The sequence below is a fragment of the Hafnia sp. CBA7124 genome (genome assembly GCF_002355555.1).
In the GTDB taxonomy this organism is placed as follows: Bacteria; Pseudomonadota; Gammaproteobacteria; order Enterobacterales; family Enterobacteriaceae; genus Hafnia; species Hafnia alvei.
In genome coordinates this window covers 52,037-64,765 of record NZ_AP017469.1, presented here as the reverse complement: position 1 = coordinate 64,765, position 12,729 = coordinate 52,037, and the positions used below count along the sequence as shown (strand labels likewise).

The window sequence follows — 12,729 nt, the reverse complement described above, 5'->3', positions numbered from 1 at the left end:
TATTGAACTTCATCCAAACATTTTCTTTACAAAATACATAAAGTAAAAGTAGATGCCTTCAAAAGATTTATGCTGGTTAAATTTATGTTTAGCACAGTAGCGAAGCTGGCTACTACTCTGAGGCTTTATCAGCGATGTCATCCCCCAAGGGGAGTGCTTTTTCGCTTGATAAAACGGTGTCGCACTGGGGTATTGAGCCCATTCGTGCCAAGGCTTCGTTGGACCGATGTAGTGAATGAGTACCGTATTTTTGTCAACAGGGCTTTTACAATTCTTTTTTAGTTCATAATTTAAACTAAATTGTGTATTGTATTTCTTATCTAAGAACAGTACCCGCCCAGCTAAGATTATATTAAGCACATCTTGATCGTAATAAGTCAGTTTGCTTCTTATATTACTATCGTTTAATGACTTCATAGCCTGCATGCTAACATCAAGTGCTTGCCATTCAGCTAGGTCAATCACCAAGACACCCGTATTAAAATACCCTTTGGCGATCAGATCATTCCCTAACACCTCAGCACGTTGAAGCCACCACTTTTCATCACGCTCAGTAACTGCAGCAACCACAGCACCATTCAGAGGAAGATGAACAAGTTCTTGTATTGAACCATTGCATACAACATCAGAATCAATATATATAATGCGTTCTAACTTCCCGCTAAAATAATCAGCAATAATGAATCTAAAGTAAATAGCATATGTCCAAAGCTTATTTTCCGGCAGAGATTTTAAACTATCCGCATTAACGAGATAAATAGAGATGTTAGTTTTATATTGCTCGGCTAATGCTTTAAATTTTTCTCTATCGCTCTCAGAAAAAGAGTCGGTGAACACATGGAAATTAAATTTTAGCTCTGAATTATGGATAAGAAATGACGTGATTGATACTGCACAGCCAAACAAAAAATTTTTATCCGTACCGTAAGCAATATTCTGATATTGGCTGCTATCGTCAGGTTTATTACCAATATATGTTATGACGTCCTTGATGTACTGCTCTTCATGGAAAAACATAGTTTCTCACTTATCCTCTCAATACACTGAAAGATCGGTCATAGCGATTTGCGTATAGTACGTTCTTTAATTTTTTCAGACTTAGTAATCGCTTTTTCTAGCAATTCCCGCTCTTGCGTCAATGTTTGGCGCAACGGAGCATCAAAATAAATTTTAAGAAAATAAAGAATGTCTTTTTTACTCAGCCCAATATTGGAAGATGAGAAATATAAACCAATCAGATCTTTATCTCTCCAACGCTTCGGCACTTTGTCACGGATCTGCGATCGGTGTAAGTCGATAACCGATAATTTGAGCTGATTTTCATCGCCATCGAACGGCAAATGAAGTAAAAAATGGCAAATATAACAATCGCGATGATTTACCCCACCACGATGCATCTTCCTCACCATTGTTGCCAATCGCTTAATTAGCATACGCTTAATACGAAAATCAGGGGGGGTTTGCTTCCAATCAGCACAGTAATCTTCTAGGCTAATTGTGGGCGCCAAATCTTCAGTAATAATAAAAGATTTCCGCGTCAGCGGATTAGCTCCCGTTTGACCGAAGCCAATCCCTTTCATGGTATCAACGTCTAATTGGTACAAACGGTGAATCGCTTTCCACTCACGATCGGCACCCAATACAGGTATACGGAAAGAAATCAGATTTTTCAAAACTTCCTTTAGCGTAGTGCCATAGTGAATTTTAATAAAATATGATTTCTCTGCTAAAGAAAAACGAAGCGTTTTACGAGTCTCCAAAGCACGAAAAACCTCTCCTTGAAGCTTCTCTACTTCAACAAAAGGATCTTTTCCCTTCCACAATGTGGTTAAGGGCTCTTTTAACTCAATCATTTTTACCACCTAAAATGAGATCCGCCGCTCTTTCTGGCAAGCTATACAGATCTTCTTTATCCGCATACGCTTTAGCGTGTTCGGACCATGTTTCTCTTAGTTTTTTGTCATCTAGCCCGCGCGCTAAAACTTCATTTAACTGCGTTTGTTCGAATGGCTCAGAAATCACCACTCCACAATCAGCGCTAGCAACGTGATGAGCATAGCCACAAGTTTCTGTTGTAATAACCGGCAAGCCAGACGCAATCGCCTCAATTAAAACGATACCCGCTGACTCTTGATATGCAGGATGCATTAACACGTCCGCAGCAGCCATTAATTCAGGGATATCATCTCGGCCAGAGTAAAATTGAACCTGAGATAAAATATCCAATTTCGCGGCGAGTGCTTGATAACGCTTAGGCTTGTCTTGCCCTACAACAATTAACTTTGTCTTTACCTTAGTCGCCATTGGCAATGCAGCAATTGCACGCAACGTTCGATCAACGCCTTTGCGTTTAAAATCAGACCCCACCTGTAGCACTAACAATTCATCATCAGCAATAGCATTACGCTGACGAAAATCCTCGCGAATATTGGCTGCACGGTGATCATATTTTCTATCTAAAGATATTCCTGGCGGAACAATATGAAAACGCTCAGGCGCAGTTTGATAGTGCCTTTTGAAATCAGCAATTTGCTTGCCGGTCAGCATTAGCAACTCAGCGTGGCTTTCATTTGAAAATACCGCGCGCTCAAACTCGGCATAGTGCTTATAACGTGAAGTTAATCGGTAGAAAAATCCTTTTTCCTGTGCCACTTTTTCGGCATAACACACATCTGCGGCATAGTAATAATCGAGCCCCGGCATCTTGTTGAAGCCTACCACTATGTCGGCTGGATTGGTCTGCAGATCATGTGTTACCCAATCACTATATTCTTTATTTCGGCCATGGTTTGAATGTGAGCGAGTTGGCACTTGGATATATTCGAAATCTGCTGGACGTTCACCTTCCCAAGACATCGCATAAACACGGATATGATGCCCACGAGCTTGGCATGCCAGTGCAATACGTAGAAAGTCGCGCTGCAATCCACCAAACGGAAAATATTTATATAAACAGAACGCAATATTCATTATTCGCTATCCCTAGGAATGAGTTCATCTGAGCTAGCTTCCAAAAGCTTTTCTGTAGCCCCAATAACGTCGCTTGCAGGGATGCAGGATAAATACTTGCGATGGCGATCCAGATTGTCTCGCGTAGGCATTGGTTGGTAGTCACCCGCCCAAAACATAACGAAATTATCACTCCACGGACGCCAGAACCGGTGATCGGTGGCGCCAAATAAGCAAACAATTGGCGTTTTCAGTGCCGCAGCAATGTGCATCGGTGCAGAATCAACGCCAATAAACAGAGACGCATGATCAATCAGAGCCGCAAGCTCGGGGAACGATGTTTTACCGGCCAACGCTGTAACAGGCTTTATTTTGCAGTGCTCTTTAATTTTAGTTACGCAGGCAATATCAGAAGCGCTTGGCCCTGAGGTTAGCACCACGCTATACCCACGAGATTCCAATGAATCAATAACCTCTGAGAATTTTTCTTCATCCCAGCATTTAAACATCTGGCGAGCCGTTGGCTGAATGACAACATAATGCTGGCTATCTACACCGTTCTCAGAGAGCCGCTGCTGAATGGTATGCCAATGATCGGGCAGATAACTCATCTTTGTTTCAGTGATGATTTTTTGCAAACCCAGAGGAGCAAGAGTCGATAAATTACGCTCTACGATATGTGTACCTTTAGGTTCGACCGATTCACTAAAGCAGCTTGTCCAAAATATCGATTTACGGTGGTGAAACTGTAGCGAAATTTTATCTTTAGCCTGCAAGCATTTAACTAAAAAAGCGACTGGCCACTGGTCTGTCAGGTTAATCACTAAATCGTAATTATTCTTCCTCAGCAAACTAATCGTCTTCGCTACATTTTGTAGTTTTTCGAATGCTGATGTTTTTCTATTTTTGATCCCGTAGAGTGCATTAACCTCAGGGTTTTCCGAGAGAATTGGCATAGTGTCTTCATATAATAAGACATCGATTTTAGCATCTGGATAGTTGAGCTTTAGCGTACTGATGACTGGAGTTGTCAGCAGCATGTCTCCATGAAACCTAAGCTTGATGACGAGTATTCTTTTATATTGTTTATCCACTTGCCGCTCTTATCTATCGGGTTATAAGACGCTGTATGCGAAAACTCATGCATAAACGCGATCCGCGAATAGGCACGCTACCGCCCTTGGCTCTACAGCAACCAATTCACTGATAAAATCTTCTCTGTTTATATTTTGCTATTGTATCACTAGTTATTGCAGGTGCCGAATTCCTTATTTCTAACAAAAATTAATAAATCATTTAAAATCAAACTAATAAGAGAATTATCTATGACAAAAGAAAACGCGGCCCTGCAAAACATTATCTATCGAATTGATTTTATCAATTAATAATACAATCTTCATAAAACCACATTATTAACAATGAGTTGTAAGTGATTTCTCGGTTTTTCAGGTAGTTGAAGACCAAAAGTGATGGCTTTGCCTTAGTTAAATACTTAGAATCCCAACCAAGTTTACCTACCATACAAACCTCTTATGCTTCAAACGCTTTACACCATACTGCTTTACCTAATCCAGCCGCTCATTTGGATCAGATTGTGGATGCGTGGTCGTAAAGCTCCTGCCTATAGAAAGCGTTGGGCGGAGCGATATGGCTTTTGCTCAAACAAAATGCTTTCCGGTGGGATCATGTTGCACTCTGTTTCCGTAGGGGAAACGCTGGCGGCGATCCCGTTAGTTAGAGCCTTGCGCCATCGCTATCCAACGCTACCGATCACAGTAACCACGATGACGCCAACGGGCTCAGAGCGTGTGCAGTCAGCGTTTGGCAAGGACGTTCAGCATGTCTATTTGCCGTATGATCTACCAGGTTCCATTAATCGCTTTCTAGACCGCGTTAACCCGAAGCTAGTTCTCATCATGGAAACTGAACTGTGGCCAAACCTGATTACCGCGCTCAATAAACGCCAGATACCGCTAGTTATTGCCAACGCACGTTTGTCTGCCCGCTCGGCAAAAGGTTACGCAAAACTCGGTAGTTTTATTCGTGATATCTTGCGTCGTATCACGCTGATAGCCGCGCAAAACCAAGAAGACGGTGAACGCTTTATCTCCTTGGGTTTAAAACCATCCCAATTGGCCGTCACTGGCAGTCTAAAGTTCGATATTTCTGTCACGCCACAGCTCGCAGCTAAAGCGGTGACACTCCGACGCCAGTGGGCACCGCATCGTCAAGTTTGGATTGCAACCAGCACCCACGAAGGCGAAGAAGCCATTTTGATTGATGCTCACAAACAGCTGCTAGCGCATTTCCCTGAGCTGTTGCTTATTCTTGTCCCACGTCACCCTGAACGTTTCAACGACGCCATTAAGCTGACGCAGCAAGCAGACCTAAGCTACATCACTCGTTCATCTGGAGAAATTCCCTCAGCCAAAACTCAAGTCGTTATTGGCGATACGATGGGCGAATTAATGTTGCTATACGGTATCGCCGATCTTGCCTTTGTCGGCGGTAGCTTAGTCGAACGAGGCGGGCACAATCCGCTGGAGCCCGCGGCGCACGCAATCCCTGTGCTTATGGGCCCACATACCATCAACTTTAAAGACATCTGTGCCAGACTAGAACAGGCCGATGGTTTAATTACCGTGACAGATGCAGCGTCTTTGGTAAAAGAGATCACGACGCTGTTAACTGATGAAGACTACCGTAGCTACTATGGTCGCCACGCCGTCGAAGTGCTATATCAGAATCAGGGTGCATTACAGAAATTGTTACACCTGCTTGAACCTTATCTTCCCGTAAAGAACCATTGAGAGCGGTAACCATGGAAAAGCGCGCCATTTATCCCGGTACTTTTGATCCGATGACCAACGGTCATTTAGATTTAGTGACTCGTGCCGCTAACATGTTTGATCACGTTATTCTTGCGATTGCTGCTAGCCCAAGTAAAAAACCGATGTTCAGTCTCGAAGAACGTGTTGCCTTAGCGACTCAGGTGACAGCTCATCTGCCTAATGTGGAAGTTTTAGGGTTTAGCGAACTCATGGCGCATTTCGCTCAGCACCAAAATGCCAATATTTTGGTTCGTGGTCTCAGAGCTGTTTCTGATTTTGAATATGAAATGCAGCTCGCAAATATGAACCGCCATTTGATGCCGACATTAGAAAGCGTTTTTCTTATGCCTTCCAAAGAATGGTCGTTTATCTCATCCTCTCTGGTGAAAGAAGTCGCTCGCCACGGTGGCGATATCGCTCCTTTCGTGCCTGAGATCATTGCTCAGGCACTGAGTGAGAAACTTATCTAGATCCTACCTCTGGCAGCGTGGGCAAAAAAACGTCGTGCGCTGCCCATGCTTTCCGCTCAGTATTTTCTCGCCGCACACTCGGCATGCTTCCCCTGCGCGGCCATAGACCTGTAGTTCCTGCGCAAAATATCCCGGCTTACCATCGGACTGCAAAAAGTCTTTCAAAGTCGTACCACCCTGTTCAATCGAACGTAGTAGCACTGCTTTTATGGTTACCACCAGCACATCAGCATCTTTTTTCGTTAATGAACCGGCTGGCCGATCGGGGCTAATGCGTGCGGTAAACAATGATTCACTGGCATAAATATTTCCGACGCCCACTACCACCTTATTATCCATCAGCCACGCCTTTACGGCGGTCTTCTTATTACGTGACTTCTGATACAGGTAATCACCGTCAAACTCGTCACTGAGCGGCTCAGGGCCAAGATGAGCTAATACATTGGATGAGTCTAAATCTTTACACCACAGCCAAGCACCAAAGCGGCGCGGGTCGGTGTAACGCAGCATCATGCCACTCGACAAGATCATATCGACATGGTCATGTTTTTGAGGGGGTTCATCGGCGGGCAAGATACGAACGCTACCAGACATACCAAGATGAACAATAATCCATCCATCAGCTAACTCAATCAGCAAATACTTGGCACGACGCTGCACGCTAAGCACCGGCTTATCGCTTAATCGAAGCAGCTCATCAGAGACTGGCCATCGGAGTTTAGGTTGGCGAACCACAAGATGTTCGATTGAATGGCCGACTAAAAAAGGTTCGATCCCTCGGCGGCTAGTTTCTACTTCTGGTAGTTCTGGCATTTTACTCCCCAACTCAAAGGCATTTGCCATCTGCTGATGGCTACAATCACCATGTGGGGGCATTTTAGAATAAAAAAAACCCAGCCGAAGCTGGGTTTTCTTAAATCCACTAAAATTATTTAATTTTAGCTTCTTTGTAGATCACATGCTGACGTACAACCGGATCAAACTTTTTCAGTTCAAGTTTTTCTGGTTTGGTACGTTTGTTCTTGGTAGTGGTGTAGAAGTGACCAGTACCAGCAGACGAAACCAGCTTGATCTTCTCGCGAATACCTTTAGCCATGATTCAGTTCCTTAATACTTCTCACCGCGGGCGCGAATTTCGGCCAAGACCGTTTCGATACCCTTTTTATCAATAACACGCATACCTTTAGCAGATACACGCAGAGTTACAAAGCGCTTCTCGCCTTCAACCCAAAAGCGGTGTGAATGCAGGTTAGGCAGAAAACGGCGTTTGGTTGCGTTCATCGCGTGGGAACGGTTATTACCGGCCACCGGACGCTTGCCAGTAACTTGGCAGACTCGGGACATGTCTATTCTCCAAAAATCAAATCAGCTCGAGCTTCGTATAGGAAGTAGCCGCCTCGTCAGGCTTTAGAGCCCATCTCAGCAAACTTCACCGAGGAGACTCTGAGTCAGGTCGAAACCTGCTGAGATAGGCTCTTAACGCTACAACCAAGATTCTCAAAGGTGGCGTAGTATACGCTCTGAAGCGTAAGTGCTCAAGACCCGAACAGCAAAGATCCCAAAGGATCGCGAAAAAAAAGCTTAAAGCCACCCTCTTTCAGCAAAAGACACACTCTGGCCGTGACCGATCACCATATGATCTAGCACGCGGATATCCAATAATGCGCAAGCTTTCACCACTCTTTCTGTGAGCACACGATCTGCTGCACTGGGCTCTGCTATTCCGGACGGATGATTATGTGCGAGGATTAACGCAACGGCGTTTACCTTAAGCGCACCACGCACAATTTCGCGTGGATATACATCCACACAGTTTATAGTACCCGAAAACATCTCCTCAGAGCGAATTACGCGATGCTGGTTGTCTAAAAATAAAACAAAAAAGGCTTCTCGCTCATATCCAGAGAACACATTTTGCAAATATAGCGCCGTTAACTCGGGTCGATTGATGACACTTTGTTCAGTAAGCTGCCGATGCAAAAATCGTTTTGACAGTTCCATCACGGCCTGCAACTGTGCATATCGAGAGATACCAAGGCCCGGTTTCGAGCAAAAACTATCGTAATCGGCCTGCATCAGACTGTAAATTGAGCCAAACTCACGAATCAAATGTGATGACAGCGCCATCACATTAATCCCTTTCGTCCCTGTTCGTAAAAATATCGCCAGCAGTTCCTGATCGGATAACGATTCACGACCTAGGGATAATAATTTTTCTCTTGGGGCCAGCATTGAAGGCCAGTACGCTACCGCTACGCTCTCTTCCATGAAATAAAACTCACAAGATGGTTTTCAGCCATCATCTCAAGTTCAAAAATGGCGTCGAGTACCAAACGCCATCAATGCGAAGAAGTGCGCAAAAAACGATCGCAACGACTGCAACACATGTCATCTTCTCCGCTTATGGTAAAATCACGCTAATTTCTGCCTCGAATGGAACAACACCATGACTGCACTGACAGGCAAACGCATTGTATTAGGCATCAGCGGGGGCATCGCTGCATATAAATGCCCAGAAATAGTACGTCGACTGCGAGAACGTGGCGCAGAGGTTCGCGTGGTAATGACAAAAGGCGCTGAAGCCTTTATCACCCCGCTAACCTTACAAGCTGTTTCAGGCTACCCAGTATCGGATGACCTGCTTGATCCGGCAGCAGAGGCGTCGATGGGGCATATCGAGCTCGGCAAATGGGCTGATTTGGTCGTTATTGCACCGGCAACCGCTGATTTAATTGCGCGCATTGCCGTCGGAATGGCGAATGACCTTCTCAGCACCGTATGTTTAGCAACCGCTGCACCTATTGCAATTGCCCCAGCGATGAACCAGCAGATGTATCGCGCTGCGGCCACACAAGAGAATCTGAAAACGCTAGAGCGCCGAGGCTTACAACTCTGGGGGCCAGACAGCGGTAGCCAAGCCTGTGGCGATGTAGGTCCTGGCCGCATGCTCGACCCAATGGTGTTAGTCACTATGATTCAGGCGCATTTTGCTCAGCAGCAGGATCTCGCACAATACAGCATTCTTATCACTGCGGGGCCAACCCGTGAAGCCCTAGATCCTGTACGTTTCATCACTAACCATAGTTCAGGAAAAATGGGCTTTTCTATCGCAGCGGCTGCCGCAAAACGTGGCGCTAAAGTCACACTGGTGAGCGGGCCCGTGAATCAAAAAACACCTGAAGGTGTAGTGCGTATCGACGTAGAAAGCGCATTAGAAATGCAAACAGAGGTGCTTGCTCATGTTCCAGCACATCAAATTTTCATTTCTTGCGCTGCAGTGGCAGACTATCGCGCCGAGCAAATTTGCGACGAAAAAATAAAAAAACAGGGTGATGAAATCACGCTTAAGCTGGTGAAAAACCCTGATATTGTGGCCGGTGTTGCAGCCCTGACTGAGCATCGCCCCTATGTCGTAGGATTTGCCGCCGAAACCCAGAATGTGGAAGAATACGCCAAGCAAAAACTTGCACGTAAAAATCTGGATATGATTTGTGCGAACGATGTTTCCCAAGAAGGGCAAGGGTTTAACACCGATACCAATGCCTTACACCTTTTTTGGCCGCAGGGCGATAAGCAGCTGCCACTCAGCAATAAGTCCTTGTTGGGCCACTATTTAATTGACGAGATTGTCAGCCATTATGAAGAAAAAAATAGACGTTAAAATTTTAGATCCCCGCATCGGTGAACAATTCCCATTGCCAACCTATGCAACTCCAGGTTCTGCGGGTCTAGACCTACGCGCTTGTTTAGATGAAGCCGTCATTTTGGCACCGGGTGAAACCACTCTGTTACCAACCGGTCTGGCAATTCATATTGAAGATCCTAGTCTTGCGGCAATCATCCTGCCTCGCTCTGGTTTGGGCCACAAGCACGGGATCGTACTGGGGAATTTGGTCGGTTTGATCGATTCTGACTACCAAGGTCAGTTGATGGTTTCCGTATGGAACCGCGGTCAAACGACCTTTACCATCGAGCCGGGTGAACGAATTGCTCAGATGGTGCTAGTTCCTGTGGTACAGGCAGACTTCAATCTCGTCGAATCTTTCGACGCGAGCGAACGTGGTGCAGGTGGCTTTGGTCACTCAGGTCGCCAATAAGCCGTTTTACCACGCTACAAAAAACCAATAAGCCACCCTGAGGTGGCTAACTGTTTGGTGTGCCCGTTATCACCGCTTAGCAAGGATCTTGTCTGGCATGGCAGAAAAAGAAAATACGAAAAGGAACCGTCGCGAGGAAATCTTGCAGGCGCTGGCGCAAATGCTGGAATCCAGTGACGGTAGCCAACGCATTACTACTGCAAAACTTGCTGCGAACGTGGGTGTTTCAGAAGCTGCACTTTATCGCCATTTTCCTAGTAAAACGCGGATGTTTGATAGTCTTATCGAGTTTATCGAAGACAGTCTGATCACCCGCATTAACCTCATCTTGCAGGATGAAAAAGAAACCTTTAATAGGCTTCGTCTTATTCTGCTGTTGATTCTGGGATTTGCAGAACGCAACCCGGGGCTGACTCGTATTATGACCGGTCATGCCTTGATGTTTGAACAAGATCGCCTTCAAGGGCGCATCAATCAGCTATTTGAGCGTATTGAAGCCCAAATCCGACAGGTGCTCAAAGAGAGAAAGATCCGTGAGGGGCAAGGGTTTGTTCACGATGAAACGCTGCTTGCAGGGCAGCTTTTAGCCTTCTGTGAAGGCATGCTGTCGCGCTTTGTGCGTTCAGAGTTCCGCTACCGCCCAACGCAGGAATTCGATTTGCGCTGGCCGTTGTTAGCAAGCCAACTTCAATAGCTTAAAAGCATAAACACAAACGGCCACTCATCAGTGGCCGTTTTTCTTGGTCATTATCACTTAAACGCCGTACTGCTCACGATACGCTTTTACTGACGCCAAGGATTCAGCCATCTCCGGCTTCTCTTCCAAATAGCTGATCAAATCTTTCAGCGTAATAATTGAAATCACCTTACAGCCATAATCACGCTCAACTTCTTGAATCGCAGAAATATCGGCACGACCGCGCTCTTGGCGATCGAGCGAAATCAGCACTCCGGCTAACTTAGCATTGTGGGCCTGAATAATTTCCATTGATTCCCGAATTGCGGTGCCCGCAGTAATCACATCATCCACCAGCATGACTTTGCCCTGTAGTGGGCTACCTACCAATGTCCCGCCTTCACCGTGAGACTTAGCTTCTTTGCGATTAAAGCAATACGGTAAATCGCGGTCATGATGCTCTGCCAGCGCCACCGCCGTGGTGGTTGCAATAGGGATGCCTTTATAGGCTGGGCCAAACAGCAAATCAAAATCAATGCCGCTATCAACCAAAGCCTCGGCATAGAAACGCCCCAACAATGCCAGATCGCGTCCAGTATTAAACAGGCCAGCGTTAAAGAAATATGGGCTGGTACGGCCTGATTTCAGCGTAAATTCGCCAAACTTCAATACCTGCTTGCTTAGCGCGAACTCAATAAACTGGCGCTGATAGGCTTTCATGCGTGCATCTCCTTCATTGTCGGTAATTAAATAATTCACTCGTGGGTACAACCGTTTTTCTCATGCCAAATTGCAGGCATAAAAAAGGCGACTAACAAGTCGCCTAAAACAATTAATTTTCCAACGCCGCTTTCTGCGCTTGGATAATTTTCTCTATCCCGCCTCTGGCGAGTGCCAGTAGCTGGAGAAGTTCTTCATGGCTGAAAGGTTCGCCTTCTGCGGTGCCCTGCACCTCAATCATGCGGCCATCTTCCAACATCACAACGTTCATGTCCGTTTCTGCAGCAGAATCTTCAACATATTCCAGATCGCATACTGCCTGACTATCGACGATACCCACAGACACCGCGGCAACCATACCCTTCATCGGGTTGGCTTTCAGTTTACCGGCAGCGACTAATGCGTTCAGCGCATCAGCTAATGCCACGCAGGCACCGGTAATCGATGCAGTACGGGTACCACCGTCAGCTTGAATGACGTCGCAGTCCAGCGTAATGGTAAACTCACCCAGTTTTTTCAGGTCAACCGCAGCACGAAGAGAGCGCGCAATCAGACGCTGAATTTCCATGGTACGACCGCCCTGCTTACCTTTGGCCGCTTCGCGCGCCATACGGCTATGGGTGGATCGTGGCAACATGCCATACTCCGCCGTGACCCAACCCTGTCCCTGACCTTTTAGAAAGCGCGGAACTCCTTCCTCAACGGTGGCGTTGCACAACACTTTAGTTTCACCAAACTCCACCAGCACAGACCCTTCAGCGTGTTTAGTGTAATTACGGGTCAGTTTTAACGGGCGGATTTGTTCGGCAGTTCGGCCTTCTGGACGCATAAGCTTGTCTCCGGCTAGCATTCATATTTATTTCAATGTGGCTGCGCATTATACCCAAATTAATTTGAGTTGCAGCAAGCCCGCCAACGAAAGGCTATTGATAAAGACATCAGCCACCTCTTCTCATCAACCAAAAGCGATATGCCATGTTCGTGAG

At 45.9% G+C, this 12,729-nt stretch carries 15 protein-coding genes; 5 read left to right on the top strand and 10 right to left on the bottom strand.

The window, feature by feature from the left end:
• Nucleotides 1–9: 9 nt before the first annotated feature.
• Genes waaO through rfaQ form a run of 4 tightly spaced genes read right to left on the bottom strand, consistent with a single transcriptional unit; the run spans nucleotide 10 to nucleotide 4,043 of the window.
• On the bottom strand, nucleotides 10–1,017 hold the full coding sequence (waaO, locus tag CPY98_RS00325) for a lipopolysaccharide 3-alpha-galactosyltransferase (RefSeq protein WP_096385918.1): 1,008 nt from the start codon (nucleotides 1,015–1,017) through the stop codon (nucleotides 10–12).
• A gap of 38 nt (nucleotides 1,018–1,055) precedes the next feature.
• The gene (rfaP, locus tag CPY98_RS00320; protein ID WP_096385917.1) at nucleotides 1,056–1,853 is read right to left on the bottom strand and encodes a lipopolysaccharide core heptose(I) kinase RfaP; all 798 of its coding nucleotides are present in this window, start codon (nucleotides 1,851–1,853) and stop codon (nucleotides 1,056–1,058) included.
• Nucleotides 1,846–2,970, bottom strand: coding sequence for a glycosyltransferase family 4 protein (locus CPY98_RS00315; protein WP_096385914.1), 1,125 nt, complete (start codon nucleotides 2,968–2,970; stop codon nucleotides 1,846–1,848). The genes rfaP and CPY98_RS00315 overlap by 8 nt, the downstream gene beginning before the upstream one ends.
• Complete coding sequence (gene rfaQ, locus CPY98_RS00310; protein ID WP_096385912.1) at nucleotides 2,970–4,043, bottom strand: lipopolysaccharide core heptosyltransferase RfaQ; 1,074 nt, start codon at nucleotides 4,041–4,043, stop codon at nucleotides 2,970–2,972. Before rfaQ ends, CPY98_RS00315 begins: the two co-directional genes overlap by 1 nt.
• 438 nt (nucleotides 4,044–4,481) lie before the next feature.
• Between rfaQ and waaA the strand changes: the two genes are divergently transcribed.
• Together waaA and coaD are read left to right on the top strand one after the other, a co-directional pair.
• Nucleotides 4,482–5,759 (top strand): lipid IV(A) 3-deoxy-D-manno-octulosonic acid transferase, encoded by a 1,278-nt coding sequence (waaA, locus tag CPY98_RS00305; RefSeq protein WP_096385909.1) that lies wholly within the window; start codon nucleotides 4,482–4,484, stop codon nucleotides 5,757–5,759.
• Between the two features lie 11 nt (nucleotides 5,760–5,770).
• Complete coding sequence (coaD, locus tag CPY98_RS00300) at nucleotides 5,771–6,250, top strand: pantetheine-phosphate adenylyltransferase (RefSeq protein WP_025801513.1); 480 nt, start codon at nucleotides 5,771–5,773, stop codon at nucleotides 6,248–6,250.
• A 3-nt stretch (nucleotides 6,251–6,253) separates the two neighbouring features.
• Here the strand turns inward: coaD and mutM are convergent, their stop codons facing one another.
• From mutM to radC, 4 genes are all read right to left on the bottom strand, one after another.
• Nucleotides 6,254–7,063 (bottom strand): bifunctional DNA-formamidopyrimidine glycosylase/DNA-(apurinic or apyrimidinic site) lyase, encoded by an 810-nt coding sequence (mutM, locus tag CPY98_RS00295; RefSeq protein WP_043490157.1) that lies wholly within the window; start codon nucleotides 7,061–7,063, stop codon nucleotides 6,254–6,256.
• A 115-nt stretch (nucleotides 7,064–7,178) separates the two neighbouring features.
• A complete protein-coding gene (gene rpmG / locus CPY98_RS00290) occupies nucleotides 7,179–7,346 on the bottom strand; it encodes a 50S ribosomal protein L33 (protein ID WP_001051798.1) in 168 nt (55 codons plus the stop codon).
• A gap of 11 nt (nucleotides 7,347–7,357) precedes the next feature.
• Entirely contained in the window at nucleotides 7,358–7,594 is a 237-nt protein-coding gene (gene rpmB / locus CPY98_RS00285) for a 50S ribosomal protein L28 (protein ID WP_008815765.1), read from the bottom strand.
• A gap of 237 nt (nucleotides 7,595–7,831) precedes the next feature.
• Nucleotides 7,832–8,518, bottom strand: coding sequence for a DNA repair protein RadC (gene radC / locus CPY98_RS00280; RefSeq protein WP_025801515.1), 687 nt, complete (start codon nucleotides 8,516–8,518; stop codon nucleotides 7,832–7,834).
• Nucleotides 8,519–8,696: 178 nt separating this feature from the next.
• Here radC and coaBC point away from each other — a divergent pair, with 178 nt between their 5' ends.
• The 3 genes from coaBC to slmA all read left to right on the top strand — a co-directional run bounded on the left by coaBC (nucleotide 8,697) and on the right by slmA (nucleotide 11,041).
• Nucleotides 8,697–9,911: a bifunctional phosphopantothenoylcysteine decarboxylase/phosphopantothenate--cysteine ligase CoaBC gene (gene coaBC, locus CPY98_RS00275; RefSeq protein ID WP_046449024.1), complete on the top strand. Its 1,215-nt coding sequence runs from the start codon at nucleotides 8,697–8,699 to the stop codon at nucleotides 9,909–9,911.
• The gene (gene dut, locus CPY98_RS00270) at nucleotides 9,889–10,347 is read left to right on the top strand and encodes a dUTP diphosphatase (RefSeq protein WP_043490063.1); all 459 of its coding nucleotides are present in this window, start codon (nucleotides 9,889–9,891) and stop codon (nucleotides 10,345–10,347) included. Before coaBC ends, dut begins: the two co-directional genes overlap by 23 nt.
• 97 nt (nucleotides 10,348–10,444) lie before the next feature.
• Nucleotides 10,445–11,041: a nucleoid occlusion factor SlmA gene (gene slmA, locus CPY98_RS00265; RefSeq protein WP_043490061.1), complete on the top strand. Its 597-nt coding sequence runs from the start codon at nucleotides 10,445–10,447 to the stop codon at nucleotides 11,039–11,041.
• 60 nt (nucleotides 11,042–11,101) lie between these two features.
• On the opposite strand, the gene pyrE is transcribed toward slmA, so the two are convergent.
• Nucleotides 11,102–11,743, bottom strand: coding sequence for an orotate phosphoribosyltransferase (gene pyrE / locus CPY98_RS00260; protein WP_040045244.1), 642 nt, complete (start codon nucleotides 11,741–11,743; stop codon nucleotides 11,102–11,104).
• A 112-nt stretch (nucleotides 11,744–11,855) separates the two neighbouring features.
• Nucleotides 11,856–12,572, bottom strand: coding sequence for a ribonuclease PH (rph, locus tag CPY98_RS00255; protein ID WP_096385907.1), 717 nt, complete (start codon nucleotides 12,570–12,572; stop codon nucleotides 11,856–11,858).
• Nucleotides 12,573–12,729: the final 157 nt, after the last annotated feature.

Coding starts and splice junctions, on each gene's coding strand:
- radC (WP_025801515.1), bottom strand. CDS start 8,518: ATGGAAGAGAGCGTAGCGGTAGCGTACTGGCCTTCAATGCTGGCCCCA.
- waaA (WP_096385909.1), top strand. CDS start 4,482: ATGCTTCAAACGCTTTACACCATACTGCTTTACCTAATCCAGCCGCTC.
- mutM (WP_043490157.1), bottom strand. CDS start 7,063: ATGCCAGAACTACCAGAAGTAGAAACTAGCCGCCGAGGGATCGAACCT.
- coaD (WP_025801513.1), top strand. CDS start 5,771: ATGGAAAAGCGCGCCATTTATCCCGGTACTTTTGATCCGATGACCAAC.
- slmA (WP_043490061.1), top strand. CDS start 10,445: ATGGCAGAAAAAGAAAATACGAAAAGGAACCGTCGCGAGGAAATCTTG.
- CPY98_RS00315 (WP_096385914.1), bottom strand. CDS start 2,970: ATGAATATTGCGTTCTGTTTATATAAATATTTTCCGTTTGGTGGATTG.
- pyrE (WP_040045244.1), bottom strand. CDS start 11,743: ATGAAAGCCTATCAGCGCCAGTTTATTGAGTTCGCGCTAAGCAAGCAG.
- dut (WP_043490063.1), top strand. CDS start 9,889: ATGAAGAAAAAAATAGACGTTAAAATTTTAGATCCCCGCATCGGTGAA.
- coaBC (WP_046449024.1), top strand. CDS start 8,697: ATGACTGCACTGACAGGCAAACGCATTGTATTAGGCATCAGCGGGGGC.
- rpmB (WP_008815765.1), bottom strand. CDS start 7,594: ATGTCCCGAGTCTGCCAAGTTACTGGCAAGCGTCCGGTGGCCGGTAAT.
- rfaP (WP_096385917.1), bottom strand. CDS start 1,853: ATGATTGAGTTAAAAGAGCCCTTAACCACATTGTGGAAGGGAAAAGAT.
- rph (WP_096385907.1), bottom strand. CDS start 12,572: ATGCGTCCAGAAGGCCGAACTGCCGAACAAATCCGCCCGTTAAAACTG.
- waaO (WP_096385918.1), bottom strand. CDS start 1,017: ATGTTTTTCCATGAAGAGCAGTACATCAAGGACGTCATAACATATATT.
- rpmG (WP_001051798.1), bottom strand. CDS start 7,346: ATGGCTAAAGGTATTCGCGAGAAGATCAAGCTGGTTTCGTCTGCTGGT.